18 protein-coding genes are annotated in these 16,681 nt (G+C 61.5%); 9 read left to right on the forward strand and 9 right to left on the reverse strand.

Translation table 11 applies throughout. The features are described from left to right. The first annotated feature begins 107 nt into the window (after positions 1–107). The 6 genes from QNH97_RS16065 to QNH97_RS16090 are packed head-to-tail and all read left to right on the forward strand — an operon-like array spanning position 108 to position 6,177. Entirely contained in the window at positions 108–3,032 is a 2,925-nt protein-coding gene (locus tag QNH97_RS16065; RefSeq protein WP_283552886.1) for a monovalent cation/H+ antiporter subunit A, read from the forward strand. Beyond that, a complete protein-coding gene (locus QNH97_RS16070) occupies positions 3,032–3,376 on the forward strand; it encodes a Na+/H+ antiporter subunit C (protein ID WP_003202835.1) in 345 nt (114 codons plus the stop codon). Before QNH97_RS16065 ends, QNH97_RS16070 begins: the two co-directional genes overlap by 1 nt. Then, the gene (locus QNH97_RS16075) at positions 3,373–5,058 is read left to right on the forward strand and encodes a monovalent cation/H+ antiporter subunit D (protein WP_283552887.1); all 1,686 of its coding nucleotides are present in this window, start codon (positions 3,373–3,375) and stop codon (positions 5,056–5,058) included. The genes QNH97_RS16070 and QNH97_RS16075 overlap by 4 nt, the downstream gene beginning before the upstream one ends. After that, complete coding sequence (locus tag QNH97_RS16080) at positions 5,055–5,543, forward strand: Na+/H+ antiporter subunit E (RefSeq protein WP_283552888.1); 489 nt, start codon at positions 5,055–5,057, stop codon at positions 5,541–5,543. The genes QNH97_RS16075 and QNH97_RS16080 overlap by 4 nt, the downstream gene beginning before the upstream one ends. Beyond that, complete coding sequence (locus QNH97_RS16085) at positions 5,540–5,818, forward strand: K+/H+ antiporter subunit F (protein WP_024780040.1); 279 nt, start codon at positions 5,540–5,542, stop codon at positions 5,816–5,818. The genes QNH97_RS16080 and QNH97_RS16085 overlap by 4 nt, the downstream gene beginning before the upstream one ends. Then, positions 5,815–6,177 carry a Na+/H+ antiporter subunit G gene (locus QNH97_RS16090; RefSeq protein WP_283552889.1) on the forward strand — a complete coding sequence of 121 codons (363 nt, stop codon included), beginning with the start codon at positions 5,815–5,817 and terminating at the stop codon, positions 6,175–6,177. The genes QNH97_RS16085 and QNH97_RS16090 overlap by 4 nt, the downstream gene beginning before the upstream one ends. A 192-nt stretch (positions 6,178–6,369) precedes the next feature. Here QNH97_RS16090 and QNH97_RS16095 read toward each other — a convergent pair whose 3' ends face one another. The 3 genes from QNH97_RS16095 to QNH97_RS16105 all read right to left on the reverse strand — a co-directional run bounded on the left by QNH97_RS16095 (position 6,370) and on the right by QNH97_RS16105 (position 8,565). Further along, entirely contained in the window at positions 6,370–6,807 is a 438-nt protein-coding gene (locus QNH97_RS16095) for a DUF3995 domain-containing protein (protein WP_283552890.1), read from the reverse strand. A 138-nt stretch (positions 6,808–6,945) separates the two neighbouring features. Beyond that, positions 6,946–7,956: an ABC transporter substrate-binding protein gene (locus QNH97_RS16100; protein ID WP_283552891.1), complete on the reverse strand. Its 1,011-nt coding sequence runs from the start codon at positions 7,954–7,956 to the stop codon at positions 6,946–6,948. A 159-nt stretch (positions 7,957–8,115) separates the two neighbouring features. Continuing rightward, positions 8,116–8,565 (reverse strand): hypothetical protein, encoded by a 450-nt coding sequence (locus QNH97_RS16105; protein ID WP_038436629.1) that lies wholly within the window; start codon positions 8,563–8,565, stop codon positions 8,116–8,118. 428 nt (positions 8,566–8,993) lie between these two features. Here QNH97_RS16105 and QNH97_RS29535 point away from each other — a divergent pair, with 428 nt between their 5' ends. The 3 genes from QNH97_RS29535 to QNH97_RS16120 all read left to right on the forward strand — a co-directional run bounded on the left by QNH97_RS29535 (position 8,994) and on the right by QNH97_RS16120 (position 9,916). Continuing rightward, a complete protein-coding gene (locus tag QNH97_RS29535) occupies positions 8,994–9,230 on the forward strand; it encodes a hypothetical protein (RefSeq protein ID WP_283552892.1) in 237 nt (78 codons plus the stop codon). Positions 9,231–9,361: 131 nt separating this feature from the next. Next, positions 9,362–9,592 carry a hypothetical protein gene (locus QNH97_RS16115; protein WP_283552893.1) on the forward strand — a complete coding sequence of 77 codons (231 nt, stop codon included), beginning with the start codon at positions 9,362–9,364 and terminating at the stop codon, positions 9,590–9,592. 87 nt (positions 9,593–9,679) lie between these two features. Continuing rightward, the gene (locus QNH97_RS16120) at positions 9,680–9,916 is read left to right on the forward strand and encodes a DUF2789 family protein (protein WP_283552894.1); all 237 of its coding nucleotides are present in this window, start codon (positions 9,680–9,682) and stop codon (positions 9,914–9,916) included. 234 nt (positions 9,917–10,150) lie between these two features. Here the strand turns inward: QNH97_RS16120 and QNH97_RS16125 are convergent, their stop codons facing one another. From QNH97_RS16125 to QNH97_RS16150, 6 genes are all read right to left on the reverse strand, one after another. Further along, complete coding sequence (locus QNH97_RS16125) at positions 10,151–11,758, reverse strand: methyl-accepting chemotaxis protein (RefSeq protein WP_283552895.1); 1,608 nt, start codon at positions 11,756–11,758, stop codon at positions 10,151–10,153. 179 nt (positions 11,759–11,937) lie between these two features. Next, positions 11,938–12,342, reverse strand: coding sequence for a TraR/DksA family transcriptional regulator (locus tag QNH97_RS16130; RefSeq protein WP_003180518.1), 405 nt, complete (start codon positions 12,340–12,342; stop codon positions 11,938–11,940). Between the two features lie 327 nt (positions 12,343–12,669). Next, entirely contained in the window at positions 12,670–13,692 is a 1,023-nt protein-coding gene (locus tag QNH97_RS16135; protein WP_283552896.1) for an ABC transporter permease, read from the reverse strand. A 148-nt stretch (positions 13,693–13,840) separates the two neighbouring features. Beyond that, complete coding sequence (locus QNH97_RS16140) at positions 13,841–15,394, reverse strand: sugar ABC transporter ATP-binding protein (RefSeq protein WP_283552897.1); 1,554 nt, start codon at positions 15,392–15,394, stop codon at positions 13,841–13,843. A 73-nt stretch (positions 15,395–15,467) separates the two neighbouring features. Beyond that, complete coding sequence (locus tag QNH97_RS16145; protein WP_283552898.1) at positions 15,468–16,394, reverse strand: sugar ABC transporter substrate-binding protein; 927 nt, start codon at positions 16,392–16,394, stop codon at positions 15,468–15,470. Positions 16,395–16,445: 51 nt separating this feature from the next. Beyond that, positions 16,446–16,598, reverse strand: a complete 153-nt coding sequence (locus QNH97_RS16150; RefSeq protein ID WP_185045790.1) for a hypothetical protein — start codon at positions 16,596–16,598, stop codon at positions 16,446–16,448. Between the last annotated feature and the right edge of the window lie 83 nt (positions 16,599–16,681).

Here is a 16,681-nt window from a genome sequence, read left to right on the forward strand (position 1 = left end):
GGCAGGAAAACTGCACCTCCCTTGTAGGATTCTGCGACACCCTCGCGGTTGGTGATCTGGAATACGCCACGTATGATCCCTGCAATCCACCCGCTGAATAGAAGCCTATGTCACTGATAGTTCTATTGCTTTTGCCCTTCATCGGCAGCTGTGTCGCGGCGCTGCTGCCGCATAACGCCCGTAACGCCGAATCCTTGCTGGCAGGCCTCGTGGCCCTGGCCGGCACCGTTCAGGTGGCCTTGCTGTACCCGCAGATCGCCGACGGCGGCGTGATTCGTGAAACGTATGCCTGGCTGCCCAGCCTGGGCCTGGATTTCGTGTTGCGCCTGGACGGTTTCGCCTGGCTGTTTTCGTTGCTGGTGCTGGGCATCGGTACGCTGGTGTCGCTGTATGCCCGCTATTACATGTCGCCGGACGATCCGGTGCCGCGCTTCTTCGCTTTTTTCCTGGCGTTCATGGGCGCCATGCTCGGGCTGGTGATTTCCGGCAACCTGGTGCAGATGGTGTTTTTCTGGGAACTGACCAGCCTGTTCTCGTTCCTGCTGATCGGCTACTGGCACCACCGCGCCGACGCCCGGCGCGGAGCCTACATGGCCTTGATGGTGACCGGCGCCGGCGGGCTTTGCCTGTTGGCCGGGGTGATGCTGCTCGGGCATGTGGTGGGCAGCTATGACCTGGACAAGGTCCTGGCCGCCGGCGACCAGATCCGGGCCCATGCCCTCTACCCTATCCTGCTGCCGTTGATCCTGATCGGCGCCCTGAGCAAAAGCGCGCAATTTCCTTTCCACTTCTGGCTTCCCCATGCCATGGCCGCGCCCACGCCGGTGTCGGCGTATCTGCACTCGGCCACCATGGTCAAGGCCGGGGTGTTCCTGCTGGCGCGGTTATGGCCGTCGCTGTCGGGCAGCGAAGAATGGTTCTACATCGTCAGTGGCGCGGGGGCCTGTACGTTGTTGCTGGGCGCCTACTGCGCGATGTTCCAGAACGACCTCAAGGGACTGCTGGCCTACTCCACCATCAGCCACCTCGGGCTGATCACCCTGCTGTTGGGCCTGAACAGTCCGCTGGCGGCCGTGGCGGCGGTGTTTCATATCCTCAACCACGCCACCTTCAAGGCCTCGCTGTTCATGGCCGCCGGGATCATCGACCATGAAAGCGGCACCCGGGATATTCGCAAGCTCAGTGGCCTGGTCCGGCTGATTCCGTTCACTGCAACGTTGGCGATGGTCGCGAGCGCGGCGATGGCAGGGGTGCCGCTGCTCAATGGGTTCCTGTCCAAGGAAATGTTCTTCGCCGAGACCGTGTTCATTTCCGCCACGGCCTGGGTCGAGCTGGCGCTGCCGATCATCGCCACCATCGCCGGGACTTTCAGCGTCGCCTACTCCCTGCGCTTTACCGTGGACGTGTTCTTCGGCCCCACCGCCACCGACCTGCCCCATACGCCCCACGAACCACCACGCTGGATGCGCGCTCCAGTGGAGCTGCTGGTGTTCACCTGCCTGCTGGTGGGGATCTTCCCGGCCCAGGTGGTCGGTTCGTTGCTCGCGGCGGCCGCGTTGCCGGTGGTCGGCGGCACGCTGCCCGAGTACAGCCTGGCGATCTGGCACGGCCTGAACGCGCCGATGATCATGAGCCTGGTGGCGATGTCCGGCGGCATCGTGCTGTACCTGCTGCTGCGCAATCAGTTCCGGCAAGGGCACATCAAGCACCCACCCTTCATTGGCCGACTCAGTGGCAAGCGGCTGTTCGAGCGTTGCCTGGTGCTGATGATGCGCCTCGGTCGGCGGCTGGAACGCCGGATCAGTACCCGCCGCCTGCAGGCCCAGCTGTTCCTGCTGGTGCTGGCCGCGGTACTCGCCGGGCTGATCCCGATGCTGCACAGCACGCTGGTCTGGGGCGACCGGCCGAAGATCCCGGGCTCCATCGTGTTCGTCACCCTGTGGTTGCTGGCAATTGCCTGTGCACTGGGCGCGGCCTGGCAGGCCAAGTATCACCGGCTCGCGGCCCTGACCATGGTCAGCGTCTGCGGCCTGATGACCTGCGTAACCTTCGTCTGGTTCTCCGCGCCCGACCTGGCGTTGACGCAGCTGGTGGTGGAAGTGGTGACCACGGTGCTGATCCTGCTGGGCCTGCGCTGGCTGCCGCGACGGATCGAGGATGCCTCGCCGCGGCCCAACAGCGAACGACGCGCACGCATCCGTCGCCTGCGGGACTTGCTCTTGTCCATCGCGGTGGGCGGCGGCATGGCACTGTTGTCCTACGCCATGCTGACACGCCAGACGCCCAACGATATTTCTTCGTTCTACCTCAGTCGTGCCCTGCCCGAAGGCGGCGGCAGCAATGTGGTGAACGTGATGCTGGTGGATTTCCGTGGCTTCGACACCCTGGGGGAAATCACCGTGCTGGTGGCGGTAGCCCTGGCGGTGTTCGCCCTGTTGCGACGCTTCCGCCCACCGAGGGAAAGCATGCAATTGCCAGCGCAACAGCGTCAGTTGGCACCGGACGTGGTCACCGATCTGGTCAACCCGCGCCATGCCAGCGACACCGCGCTGGGCTTCATGATGGTGCCGTCGGTGCTGGTGCGCCTGCTGCTGCCGATCGCCCTGGTGGTGTCGTTCTACCTGTTCATGCGCGGTCACAATCAACCGGGCGGTGGCTTCGTGGCCGGGCTGGTGATGTCGGTGGCGTTCATCCTCCAGTACATGGTCGCCGGCACGCAGTGGGTCGAGGCGCAAATGAGCCTGCGACCGCTGCGCTGGATGGGTACCGGGCTGTTCTTCGCCACCGCCACCGGCCTCGGGTCGATGGCCGTGGGTTATCCGTTCCTGACGACGCACACCTGGCACTTCGAATGGCCGTTGCTGGGTGACATTCACCTGGCCAGCGCGCTGTTCTTCGACATCGGCGTGTACGCCGTGGTGGTCGGCTCAACGCTGTTGATCCTCACCGCCCTGGCTCACCAATCGGTGCGGGCGCATAAACCGAGCCTGCAATCCAAACCCGTCGCCCCTCGCACAGGAGCCACTGCCTGATGGAAGAAGTCATCGCAATTGCAATCGGCGTACTGGCCGCCTCCGGGGTCTGGCTGGTGCTGCGACCACGGACCTTTCAGGTGGTCATGGGCCTGTGCCTGCTGTCCTACGGCGTCAACTTGTTCATCTTCAGCATGGGCAGCCTGTTCATCGGCAAGGAACCGATCATCAAGGACGGCGTGCCCCAGGATCTGCTGCACTACACCGACCCGCTGCCCCAGGCCCTGGTGCTGACCGCCATCGTGATCAGCTTCGCCATGACCGCCCTGTTCCTGGTGGTCCTGCTGGCGTCCCGGGGCCTGACCGGTACTGACCATGTGGACGGTCGGGAGCCCAAGGAATGATGTTGACGCCCCACTTGATCGCCGCGCCCATCCTGCTGCCGCTGCTGACCGCCGCGTTGATGCTGATGCTGGGCGAGAAACACCGTCCACTCAAGGCACGGATCAACCTGCTTTCCAGTCTGCTGGGCCTGGGCATCGCCGTGCTGTTGCTTGACTGGACCCAGGACCAGGCCCTGCCCGCGTCCATCGGCGTGTACCTGCCTGGCAACTGGCAAGCGCCGTTCGGCATCGTACTGGTGGTTGATCGCCTGTCAGCGCTGATGCTGGTGCTCACCGGCATCATCGGCGTCTGCGCCCTGCTGTTCGCCACGGCCCGTTGGGACCGCGCCGGGGCGAGTTTCCATGCGCTGTTCCAGATCCAGCTGATGGGCCTCTATGGGGCCTTCCTGACGGCGGACCTGTTCAACCTGTTCGTGTTCTTCGAAGTGTTGCTGGCGGCCTCCTACGGGTTGATGTTGCACGGTTCGGGCCGGGCGCGGGTGTCGTCGGGGCTGCATTACATTTCCATCAATCTGTTGGCCTCGTCGCTGTTCCTGATCGGCGCGGCGCTGATCTATGGCGTCACTGGCACGTTGAACATGGCCGACCTGGCCTTGAAGGTGCCCCTGGTGCCGGAAGCCGACCGTGGCCTGCTGCACGCCGGGGCAGGGATCCTTGCGGTGGCGTTCCTGGCCAAAGCTGGCCTGTGGCCGCTGAATTTCTGGCTGGTGCCGGCCTACAGCGCGGCCAGTGCGCCGGTAGCGGCGTTGTTCGCGATCATGACCAAGGTCGGCGTCTACACGATTTTGCGTCTGTGGACGTTGCTCTTCTCCGGCCAGGCCGGCGCCTCGGCGTTTTTCGGCGCCGACTGGCTGGTCTACGGCGGCATGGCGACCATCATCTGCGCGGCCATTGCCATTCTGGGGGCCCAACGCCTGGAGCGCATGGCCAGCCTGAGCATCCTGGTCTCGGCCGGAATTCTGCTGTCAGCGATTGGTTTCGCCCAACCCAACCTGATGGGGGCCGCGCTGTTTTACCTGGTAAGTTCGACCCTGGCGCTCTGTGCACTGTTCTTGCTGGCCGAGCTGATCGAACGCTCGCGCTCGGCCAACGACATGTCCCTGGACGATGACCTGGATACGTTGCCACGGCCAATGGAATCCCTGGAGCCGCCCAAGGGCATCAACCTTGATGACGAACAGAAAGCCGTGGTCGGGCAAGTGATCCCCTGGACCATGGCCTTCCTCGGCTTGAGTTTCATCTTCTGTGCGTTGTTGATCATCGGCATGCCGCCGCTGTCGGGGTTCATCGGCAAGTTGAGCCTGCTGGGAGCCTTGCTCAACCCCCAAGGGCTTGGGGCCAGCGCCGGGACGCCGGTGTCGAATCAGGCGTGGGGGTTGTTGGCGTTGCTGATCCTGTCCGGGCTGGCCTCGTTGATTGCGTTCTCACGCCTGGGCGTCCAACGCTTCTGGACGCCGCAAGAGCGACCCTCGCCGTTGCTGCGGCCTTTCGAATGCCTGCCGATCATCCTGTTGCTGGGCCTGGGCATCGCCTTGACCTTCAAGGCCGAGCCGTTGTTGCGTTACACCCAGTCCGCTGCCGATGCGTTGAACAATCCAGAACATTATGTGATGTCAGTGCTCGCCACCCGCTCCGTCCCGAACCCCGAGACCAGCGCCGCATTGCAGGAGGTGCAACCATGAAGCGCCTGTTTCCCGCACCGTGGCTGTCCCTGGCGCTCGGGTTGCTGTGGCTGGTATTGAATCTGTCCCTCAGCGCCGGCCATCTGCTGCTGGGGGCTGCGCTGGGCTTCCTGGCCCCGTTGATGATGCGCCCGTTGCGCCCGCGCCCGATCCGTATCCGGCGACCGTGGGTGGTCCTGCGGTTGTTCCTGCTGGTGGGCCGCGACGTGCTGGTTTCCAATCTGACGGTGGCCTGGGGTGTGCTGAACGCCGGGCGCCACCCCCCTCGCCCACAGTTCATCAAGGTGCCGCTGGACTTGCACGATGCCAACGGCCTGGCGGCCCTGTCGATGATCACCACGGTGATTCCCGGAACGGTCTGGTCGGAACTGGCCCTGGATCGCAGCATCCTGCTGATCCATGTGTTTGACCTGGAGGACGAGGCGTCCTTCATCGCGCACTTCAAGGCCACCTACGAGCGTCCCTTGATGGAGATTTTCCAATGAGCCCGCTGCTGTCCAATGCGATCCTGCTGAGCCTGTTCCTGTTCTCCCTGGCGATGGTGTTGACCCTGCTGCGGCTGTTCAAGGGGCCTTCGGCACAAGACCGGGTCTTGGCCCTGGACTATTTGTACATCGTGGCGATGCTGATGATGCTGGTGCTGGGCATTCGTTATGCCAGTGACACTTATTTCGAGGCGGCGCTACTGATCGCCCTGTTCGGCTTTGTCGGCTCGTTCGCCCTGGCCAAGTTCCTGTTGCGTGGCGAGGTGATCGAATGACTGGCGAACTGTCGATGTGGGTGGAAATCCCGGTGGCGATCCTGCTGGTGCTCAGCGGCCTCTTCGCGCTGCTCGGAGCCATTGGCCTGGTGCGGCTCAAGGACTTTTTCCAGCGCATGCACCCGCCGGCCCTGGCGTCCACGCTGGGGGCCTGGTGCGTGGCGCTGGCCTCGATCATCTATTTTTCCGCACTCAAGTCCGGGCCGGTGCTGCACGCCTGGCTGATCCCGATCCTGCTGTCCATCACCGTACCGGTGACCACCCTGCTGCTGGCCCGGGCGGCGTTGTTTCGCAAGCGCATGGCGGGGGATGATGTGCCGGCGGAAGTGAGTAGCCGCCGGACCGGGCAAGACGACTGACCGCTACCTTGCGCCGGACACCATTGTGGCGAGGGAGCTTGCTCCCGCTGGGGTGCGCAGCAGCCCCAAGACCTTCCACCTCGGAGTGTCAGGTTATTTGTGTTCAGCTCTTGGGAGGGCTGCGCCCTCCAGCGGGAGCAAGCTCCCTCGCCACAAAAAGCGGGTTGTGTACCCAATGCACTGCGCTGCCGTTCAGGCCCAGGCCACGGTCAACAACCCAGCCCCAAGCACAACGCACAAGGGCGAATAAACCCAAGTGTCGAGCCGGGCGAACGTCGAGCCCTTGACCTCCTTGAAAAAACCCACCAGGTTCGACTCGCCAATGGCCCGGGCGAACATCAGCAAGGCAATCGCGCTGATCAGCCATTGCAACGCCCGATGGGTGACCGGCGGTGCCAACAGGCCGACTCTCAGGCACACCAGAACCGCGATCATCAACAGCGACAGCGCGACCACCAGGGTCAGCCAACCCGAGGGGTTGAACGCCGGACGCAGCGAACCGCCCTGCTTCACCGGCACCTGAGGCACCACCGCCAGGGCCGCCCATCGGCCGCCCAGGGCCCAATACAAATGAATCAAGCTGATGGTCGCAAACACTGCGACCAGCGACCGAGCCAATACAAGCGTCATCTCGCCAGCCTCCTGAAAAGAGTTGAACAATCATCCTAGCTGGAATTTGGCATTTCGCTGGACGGACGCAGACTGCCAGATTCCCGCGAATGACTCATTGCTCAGGATCAAGAGTTCGACCGACGGGGCCGGATGGCACTAGAGCTCGGCGGAGACTTTGTCTGCCACCTCCTTGGGCACCCAGGCCTGCCAGACCTGCGGATGAGCCTTGAGAAACGCCTCGGCGGCTTCACGGGGTGGCGTGCGCTTCTCGCCCATGTCAGCCAGGGCCTTGTTCAACGGTTCGATGGGCAGGTCGACCTTGCTGAAGAACTCGGCAATCTCCGGGTATTGCTTCTGGAACGGTACCGATACACCGATGGACAGTTTGGAGGCCAGTGAACGGGTCGGCTTGGGATTGGGATTGTCGGCGTCGGTCAGGGTTTTCCAGGCCTCGGCATCGAACGGCGGCTCTTGCAACTGCACCAGTTTGAAACGACCGAGCAGCGGCGTGGGCGACCAGTAATAAAACAGGATCGGCTTGCCTCGGCGAATCGACGAGCTGATTTCCGCATCCAGCGCCGCCCCCGAACCGCTGCGGAAGTTCACGTAGCTGTCCGAGAGGCCATACGCCTTGAGCTTCTGTTTGTTGACCACTTCGGACGTCCAGCCAATGGGGCTGTTGAGGAAACGTCCCTTGTCAGGACTTTCCGGGTCCTTGAATACGTGCTTGTAGCGCGCCAGGTCTTCGACGCTGCGCAGGTCCGGCGCCAGGGGCTTGATGCCCTTGGCGGGGTCACCCTTGATCACGTATTCCGGCACCCACCAACCTTCGGTCGCGCCCTTGACCGTATCGCCCAGGGCGACCACCTTGCCTTCAGCCTCGGCCTTGACCCACACAGGGCTGCGACCGGCCCACTCTTCGCCGATCACCTGGATGTCGTTATTGGCCAGGGCGGTTTCCAAGGTAATGGTGGTACCCGGCAATGTGTCAGTCTGCAACCCGTAGCCTTTTTCGACGATGATCCGCAGGATATCGGTGATCAGGCTGCCGCTTTCCCAGTTCAGATCGGCGAAGTGAATCGGCGCTGAAGCGGCCGATGCCGGAAATGGCAAAACCAACACAGCGAAGGTGGCCCAGGTAGCCAGCCACTGTCGAACTCGTTTCATGCTTTGTACCTCATGCCAGACACAGCCATGGCTGAACGGCCTTGCGTCACCGAACGCAAGCCTCTGAATAGTTCAGTCAATTGACTGTAGCCGAGGTTCCAGCGATATCTTGTTAAAACTGTAACCGATCCTGGCGAGCGAAGACCGGCACTGCCCGCATCATTCGCTGGCCTTGAAAGTCACCAGCTCGCCCTTGCGCCATTTGGCCGCTTTGGCGGTGACCGCCTTCAGGGTCTTGGTCAAGCCTTCCTGCAGCTGTTCGTTGGCCGCGAATACGGTCACCACGCTGTGGCCTTCCTTGAACAGGATCGCCTGACCGCCGGGGGTCGTGACGAAAGCGTAGTCACCCAGGCCATAGACCGTCAGCTTGATTTCGCGAAACTTGATTTCAAACTTGCCGCCTTCACGACTGGGCAATACCGCCGCGCGAAAATGATCACCCACCTTCAGTTCAAGCCTCGGCTTGTCATCCACCACCAGGGCCGACTCGGTGTCGATTTCGGCAACATAGATACCTTCGGCGGTCTGCTCGGTGATATAGACGAAACGTGACTGGAACTGCTTGACCAGTTTTGCCCGCAGGTCACCAAGAACAAATAACGCATGCATGTCGAGATTACTTACTGCCAAGGAAACATCCCCATCTTTGAAAACGGTCCGCCCCCTGAGAAAGGACGGACCACGAGAACCCGTGCCGACTGTAGTGTCGCAATGGACCTGTAACTGAAATTCGAAGTGAACGGCGCGCCCTGCCCCGGGGCGAGAGGAGACTAAAGGATTGTCGCTCTCACCGTCTTTCCCGGAGGTCGTCAGAGGCTGAAGGAAAACACCACTCTGAGCATCGGAAAAGGTGGGACTACTAACTTTAGGGAAATTTCCCACTTAAAAAAGCATTTTTCTGACATCGAGCCCAAAAAAAATTGCTTTAGATAGGCACAACCGTCCACACGGTGCTGCTGATTCTAGAGCAGCCAGAGCCGTGGAGACTACCCGAACTACTCGACAATTCGTCGATAAACCATAGAAAAGGAATTCACATGGCCACTTTCACAACCCTGAACCGACCTGCTGCCCCTTGCATCGCGGAGACGCACAACTCGTTCGATGGGGTCGATTGCCTTCCAGTCTCGTTGATTCAACCGCGTTATCGGGTCGTCCTGGCCGGCAAGTGTTTTTTTCATATTGAAGAAACATCGACTGGACGTGTAAGAGGATTCCGCACCGATCATAACGAGGCCTGCTACCTGGCCCGACGTCTCGAACGAAGCGCCTGAGCTCATATACGCCCTCCCATTACTTAACTCAGCCGCCGACAGGCAACTGCTGCCATACTGCCTGCCTGCGAAAACCGTCGCCCATGGCGGATCGCGCACCAACAATATGACTTTTGAAGAGAAGGCGCGACGTGACGGAATTTGATATCGGCGAATTTTTTATCCGGGGCGAAGCCAGAGAGGTCGAAGGCGAGTTCCAGGCCGTCATCGTGATGCGTGCCAAACCGCCCCTGACCACGGTCAGTTGGCACCAGGTGGAAAAGGATCGCTGGTTCAAGACCGCGGAGATCGCGGCCGAGGCTGCCAGGGAAGCCGCCAAGGCTTTGAAGGCTGCGGTGGATGAAGGGGCCTTGAAAGCCTGAGTCCGATCGAACTCCTGGCGGGCGCTTGCCTCAGATAAAGGGAAGCAATCGAGACGCCATGACGGCGCCCATCCAAAGGAGAACCCCATGGAACAGCCTTCGCACGAACTCAGTACCCTGTTCGATCAACTTGGCCTGCCTTCGGACGGCAATGCCATCGACGATTTCATCATGGCGCACCCCTTGGCTCCGGAGATCAAATTGGTAGAGGCCGACTTCTGGTCGGATCAGCAGAAAGACCTACTGCGCGAATGGTTGCTCGCCGACGGCGAAGAGGCGGTGCTGGTGGATCAACTCAACGTGCGCTTGCACGACGGTAAATAGCGGCAAGGGCCTTTGGTCGAGTGCAAGTCAGGACCTTTAACTGAGTGCAGGACAGCTCTTGTGGCGAGGGAGCTTGCTCCCGCTCGACTGCGCAGCAGTCGCCCCGAAGTATTGCCGGCTCGGTGTCCCAGGCTGGTGGTTGCGTCCAGCCTTTTGGGGCTGCTGCGCAGCCCAGCGGGAGCAAGCTCCTTCTCCTCATAAGTTCCGTGCAAGCCCGGCGTCTTGTATCGAGGCCTAGCGCGGTTTCTCGGGTTTATAGCCCAACCGCAAACCACCCCAATGACGCCCCTTGAGCATGATCGGCACGGATAGATCGTGCATCAACTCCCCCGTGTCGCGGGTGTAGGTCTGGAGCAGCACCGGCTGTTGATGGCTGCCGCAGCGAATTCCGGTGCGATCGGAGAACTTGCGCTTGGTCCGGTTATTCAGCGTATCCACCTGTGGATCGCCGGTCAGCGGCTGGCTGAAAGCCTTGTTATGGGTAGGCACGTAACCCTGCTGGGTGCAGGCAATCGCGAACACCAGGCCTTCGTGGCGGGCGAGCAACGGTTCCTGGATCGCCGGCAGCACCTGATCGGTGTAGCGGTCGAAGCGGGTCTGGAACTTGGCGGGCTGGGTGTTGGGGATGGCCTGGTAACTACGGTCAAACAGGTCCTCCAGGCTGACACGGCCCTGATCGATGTCTGCTTCGAACTGCGCGGCGATCTGGCTCGCCCCTTCCCGCGCCAGGTCGTACACCCGTTGGTGATAATCGTCGAGGCCTACCTCAGCCAGGCGTTCGCTGATGGTTTCGGCCTGGCCTTCCATCTGCACGGCCGCTTCGGCCAGGCGCTGGGTCTGCTGGTCACTGACGGACAGGTCGCCGCGCATCTGCTCGATGGCATGGAACAGGCTGTCGAGTTGCTCGCGGTTGGTGTCGGTGCCCTGGGCGATGGCGCTGACCTGGGTTTCGACGCCGGCGGCGAGCCGGGCAATGTTTTCCAGATGCTGGCCGGTGTGCTCGACCTGTTGCACGCCGCTGTCCAAGTCACTGGCCAATTGCCGGATCTGTTCCACCACCTGGGCGGTGCGCTGCTGGATGTCCGCCACCATCACGCCGACCTCGCCGGTGGCCGCCGCCGTGCGCCCGGCCAGGCCGCGCACCTCATCGGCCACCACTGCGAACCCGCGGCCATGCTCACCGGCCCGTGCCGCTTCGATGGCGGCGTTCAGCGCCAACAGGTTGGTCTGGCTGGCGATCGACTGGATCACCAGGCTGACTCGCTGGATTTCATCGCTGCGCACGCTCAAGGCTTCGATCAATTCGCGGCTGTCGTTTGCGCGCTGGCTGAGCTGGTGCATGCGGCTGATGGACTCCACCAGCTCGCTGCGCCCGGCCACGCTGCTGCGATGGGCCTCGCTGGCGGCGCCCAGGGCCTGCTGGCTGAGTTGCGAAGTGGCTTGTTCGGTGGCGATCATCGATTCGGCATTGCTGACGATTTGCGCCGCCGCATCGAGTTGCGACTGGACCTTGCCGGCCAGCTGCTTGACCGAATAGGCGACGCCGGCCGCCGACAAGGCGTTATGGCTGGTGGTATAGGACAAGTCGCGGGTCAGCTCGGCCAGTTTGTCGACCGCCGCCGGTACAGGGGTCGCGCTCATGCGCGAGCGCAGGCGCGGCAACCAGACGATGAGCATCACCAAGGGCAGGCCCAAGTACAGCGACCAGCCACCCAAGGCCATGCCGCACAGCAGCAAGCTCAGGGCGATACTCTGCAAGGTCGGCGTCAACCAACGCGCCATGCTTTTCGTCGCAGGCACCGAAGCCGGTACCACACCCGCCAGAGTTCCGTCTGTCGCCATGTTCGTCACCCACACTTCTCGTTGTTATGCCCGCATTAAACGCCACTACCGAGCCATTATCCATGGTCCATTAGTCGTGTTTTTGCAGCAGGTCAACGGAAGTGAAGAAACTGGCGCAGACGAAAGCAAAAAATCGCGGCCTCGTTAAGAAGGCCGCGATCTTTTACTTGAAGCGCGAATCAAGCCTGACGCTGGTGCTTGTCGATCTGCTCGTGACGTTCCTGAGCTTCGATGCAGTATTTGGTGGTCGGGCTGATCAGCAGGCGTTTGAGGCCAATCGCCTCGCCGCTGTCGTCGCACCAGCCAAAGCTGTCATCGTTGATGCGGTCCAGGGCCTGCTCCAGTTGAGGCAGCATGCGCTGGTCACGATCGATGGCGTTGACCAGCCAGGTACGCTCTTCTTCTACCGAAGCAGCGTCCGCGGGGTCAGCCGGGGTATCCAGGCTCTCAATGGCGATTCGGTTCTGTTCGATGCGCTCGTGGGTTTCGACTTTCATGTTCTGCAACAGCTTGGTGAAGAAAGCCAGCTGCTCGGCATTCATGTAGTCATCCGCCGGCATGGCCAGCAACTTTTCCTTTGTCATTGATATCTCTATAAAAAAACGTGCATTAAGGCGAATTATGGAGCGTCCCGCAGCGCAGCTGCCGCGCACATCGGGAAGGCGCCGTTTATTCCAAGCGCCACCCGGCACTCAATTTACGAGGGGCGGCAGTCTAAGGCCGAGTCGAGGCCTCAGCAACTGAAAACATAGGGAAAATTTCCGACAGCCCCTTCAAATGTTCTCTGACAGGCTTTCAGCGGTCATCGGAGTGCGTTTATAACAAGAAATTCAGTGTAATAGCTGTATTAAGAAGACAAATGGCAACGCCACGCGGGTCAGGCGTGGCGCATTGTCACAGTATGAGGACGTTCAGCGCTTGAGTTTACGCTTGTTACGGTACTGGTCGATGACCACCGCCACCACAATGATCATCCCCTTGATGATGTCCTGGATGTAGGCATCGACACCGACGAAGGTAAAACCGCTGGCCATGACCCCGAGAATCAGCGCCCCGATCACCGTTCCGGTGATGCGCCCCACCCCACCCGCCAGGCTGGTACCGCCGATCACCGCTGCGGCAATCGCGTCCAGCTCATAGGACATGCCCATGCCGGCCTGCCCGGTCGCCGCCCGCGCGGAGGCTACCACGCCGGCCAGCCCCGCCAGCAACCCGGCGATGCTGTAGACGATCACCAGGTGACGCTTGACGTTGATACCCGACGTACGCGCCGCCTGCATGTTGCCACCGATAGCGTAGGTGTATTTGCCGTACTTGGTATAGCGCAGGGCGATGTGGAAGATCACCGCCACCACCAGGAAGATGATCACCGGCATGGCGCCATGGCCGATGGCGGTATAGGAATCGGACAACATGCTCACCGGCTGGCCTTCGGTGTAGTAGCGCGCCAGGCCACGGGCCGAGACCATCATGCCGAGGGTGGCAATAAAAGGCGGAATCCCGGTCATGGCGATGATGCTGCCGTTGATCGCCCCGGCCAGGAGTCCCACACCGAGCCCCGCCACTACGGGGATCCACACCGGCAGGTCCGTCAGGGAAGGAAACACCGCCCGGGCGAAGTCCGAGGTCTGGGCCAGGCTGGCGGCGATCATGGCCGACAGCGCGAGCACCGAGCCGGACGACAGATCGATACCGGTGGTGATGATCACCTGTGTCACGCCAATGGCCAGCAGGCCGATGATCGACACTTGCAGGATCATCAGCACCAGGCGCTGGGAGTTCATCAGGAAACTCTGGTCGCGCATGATCCAGCCAAACATTTCGAACACCAGGCCGATGCCAATCAGCACCAGGAAGATACTCAGTTCCGTCGGCAACCGCCGGCGCGTCCTGGCCGGTGCGGCCGCGGGTTTGTTTTCCAGTATCGCGTTCATAGCCATCCACCTTTTTTGTTCTTTGGCGAGGGGGGTTGTTCCCTGCCGGGAGGTGTGGCGCCCCTGGGACAGGGCCGCTTCACGGCCCAGCGGGGATAAATCCCCTCGCCACATGTTGCTCGACGTTATTAAGTTGAACGGGCTGGCATCAGGACAGGCCCGAGGCCAACTGCATGACCCGCTCCTGGGTCGCTTCGCCACGGTCGAGGGTGCCCATCAGGTCGCCTTCATGCATCACCATGACCCGGTCGCTCATGCCCAGTACTTCCGGCAGCTCCGAGGAAATCATGATCACCGCCATGCCTTCGCTGGCGAGGTAGGAAATCAGCCGATAGATCTCGGCCTTGGCACCCACGTCGATGCCACGGGTCGGCTCGTCGAGGATCAGGATGCGCGGGTTGGTCATCAGCCAGCGCGCCAGCAGCGCTTTCTGCTGGTTGCCGCCGGACAAGGTGTCGATGCACTGTTCCAGGGACGGGGTCTTGACCCGCAGTTTCTTGCACATCTCCTCGCACAAGGCACGCAGGGCTTTCTGCTGGATAAAACCGTTGCCGACGTAATGGGGCAGCACGGCCATTTCCATGTTTTCCAGCACCGACAAGCAGGGGAACAAGCCACTGAGCTTGCGATCCTCGGTCAACAGGGCGAAGCCCTTCTCGATGGCCATGTGCGGGTCGCTGATACGCACCGGTTGGCCGTCCAGGAGGATTTCACCGCCCGTGCTCGGGGTCACGCCGAAAATCGCCTCGGCCACGTTGGTCCGGCCCGACCCCATCAGCCCGGCGATGCCAAGGATTTCTCCCGCGTGCAGGTCGAAGGACACACCTTTGAAGATCCCGTCCAGGCTCAGGTCGCGCACCGACAGCACCAAGTCACCGATGGGCTGTTCCCGGACCGGGAACAACTGGCTCAATTCACGCCCGACCATCATCGAAATCAGGCTGTCGCCGTCTAGGCTGTCGGCCCGTTGCAGGCCGATGTAGGCACCGTCGCGAAACACCGCCACTTCATCGGCGATGGCAAACACTTCGTTCATTTTATGGGTGATGTAGATGATGCCTTTGCCCTGGGACTTGAGGTCGGCAATGATCGAGAACAGGTGGGCGACTTCCGTCTCGGTGATGGCCGAGGTCGGTTCGTCCATGATCAGGATGTCGGAGTCGTAGGACACGGCCTTGGCGATCTCGACCATCTGCCGCTCGGCAATACTCAGGTTACCCACCTGTTCCTCGGGATCGAGGTTGATGCGCAGGCGTTCCAGCAGCCTGGCGGTGCAGCGGTGCATTTCGCCGTGGTCGATCATGTGCAGGCCGTTGAGCTGCTCGCGGCCGATCCAGATGTTTTCGGCGATGCTCATGTGAGGCATCAGGTTCAGTTCTTGATGGATCATCGCAATGCCGGACTGCAACGCCGCCAGCGGCGTGTCGAAGGTCACCGGTTTGCCCCGCAAACGCAGTTCCCCGGCGTCCGGTTGGTAGATCCCAGCGATGATTTTCATCAGGGTGGATTTGCCGGCGCCGTTTTCACCCATCAGGGCCAGGACGGAGCCTGGACGGACCCGCAGTTGTACATCGGACAGGGCCACCACGCCGGGAAAGCCTTTGCTGACATTGACGACTTCCAGCAGGTACGGTTCTTCAGACAATACGTCCGGCGGGACAATCCTCGCCGGGGCGCTCGAAGCAGTCGCTGAAGCGAACATGATCAGGTACTCCCTCGGCAAGGTCGGCGTGCGACCTTGCCTGCTTATTGTTGTGGTGGGATCGGGTTAAACGTCACTTGAACTGATCGACGTTTTCCGGCGTGATCAGGCGGTACGGCACCCAGACGGCCTGCTCGACCGGCTGCTTCTTGACCATTTTCACCGCCGTGTCGATCGAGCCATCGGCCTGGCCCTTGGCGTCCTGGAACACCGAGACCGCCATGTCGCCTTTCTTGATCGCATTCAAGCCATCCGGCGTGCCATCGACCCCGGCAATCAATACGCTGCCCTTCTCGGTGCCCGCTTGCTCGAGTGCCATGGCGGCGCCAATGGCCATTTCGTCGTTGTTGGCCACCACCGCCTGGAACTCGCGCCCCTGGGTCAGCCAGTCGTTGACCAGGGTCATGCCCTTGTCGCGCAACCAGGTGCCCGTCTGCTCCTGCTCGATCTTGATGCCCGGGTACTTGGCCAGCACGTCCTTGACGCCCTTGGTGCGGTTGGTGGTGGAATTATTGGCCAAGTCACCCAGCAGAATCACAATGTCGCCCTTGCCGCCCATTTTTTCAGCCAGGTATTGCATCTGCATGCGACCGGCTTCCAGGTCGTCGGAAGCAACGGTGACCACGCCTGCCGGCAGCTTCAGGTCGTCGGGACGGCGATTGACGTAGACCAAAGGGATACCGGCGGCTACGGCGGCCTTGGTGATGCGTTGGGTCGCGGCGGTGTCCACCGGATTGACGATGATCGCGTCGACCTTCTGGCTGATGAAGCTTTCCACCTGGCTCAGCTGCTTGACCACGTCGCTGCGGGCATCTTCGAACTGCAGGGTGACGCCGTCCGGCAGGGACTTGGCTTTCTTGTCCATGGATTCGCGCAGGTAAGTCAGCCAGGTGTCATCGAACTGGGACATGCTGACACCGATCTTCAAGTCCGCCAGGGCAGCGCCGCTGGTGAGCATCAACGACAGGGCCAGCGAGGCGATACGGGTCTTGGTCTTCATGAACGGTCTTTCTCCACTTTGTTGTTGGTTTTATGGATAAGGCGTAGCGGATCAGGAACGCGGCAAACGCACGATGGGCGCGCCGGGCATGCAACACACGATGGCGCCCTTGCGCTGGATGCACAGGGATTCGAACAGGGGAAGAACTGCGGACAGGCGCAGCAGAGGTGACAGGTGAAACGCAGAGCGGCTGAAGGTTTTCATCGACGGTACCTAGCTGTGTTTCTTGTTTTTGTTTCGTCCTTCGTCCGTTCAAGGCTGGCTTGGCGGGAGGCGGACAGGATTGT

Origin of the sequence: Pseudomonas sp. G2-4 (assembly GCF_030064125.1) — a bacterium.
Lineage (GTDB): Bacteria > Pseudomonadota > Gammaproteobacteria > Pseudomonadales > Pseudomonadaceae > Aquipseudomonas.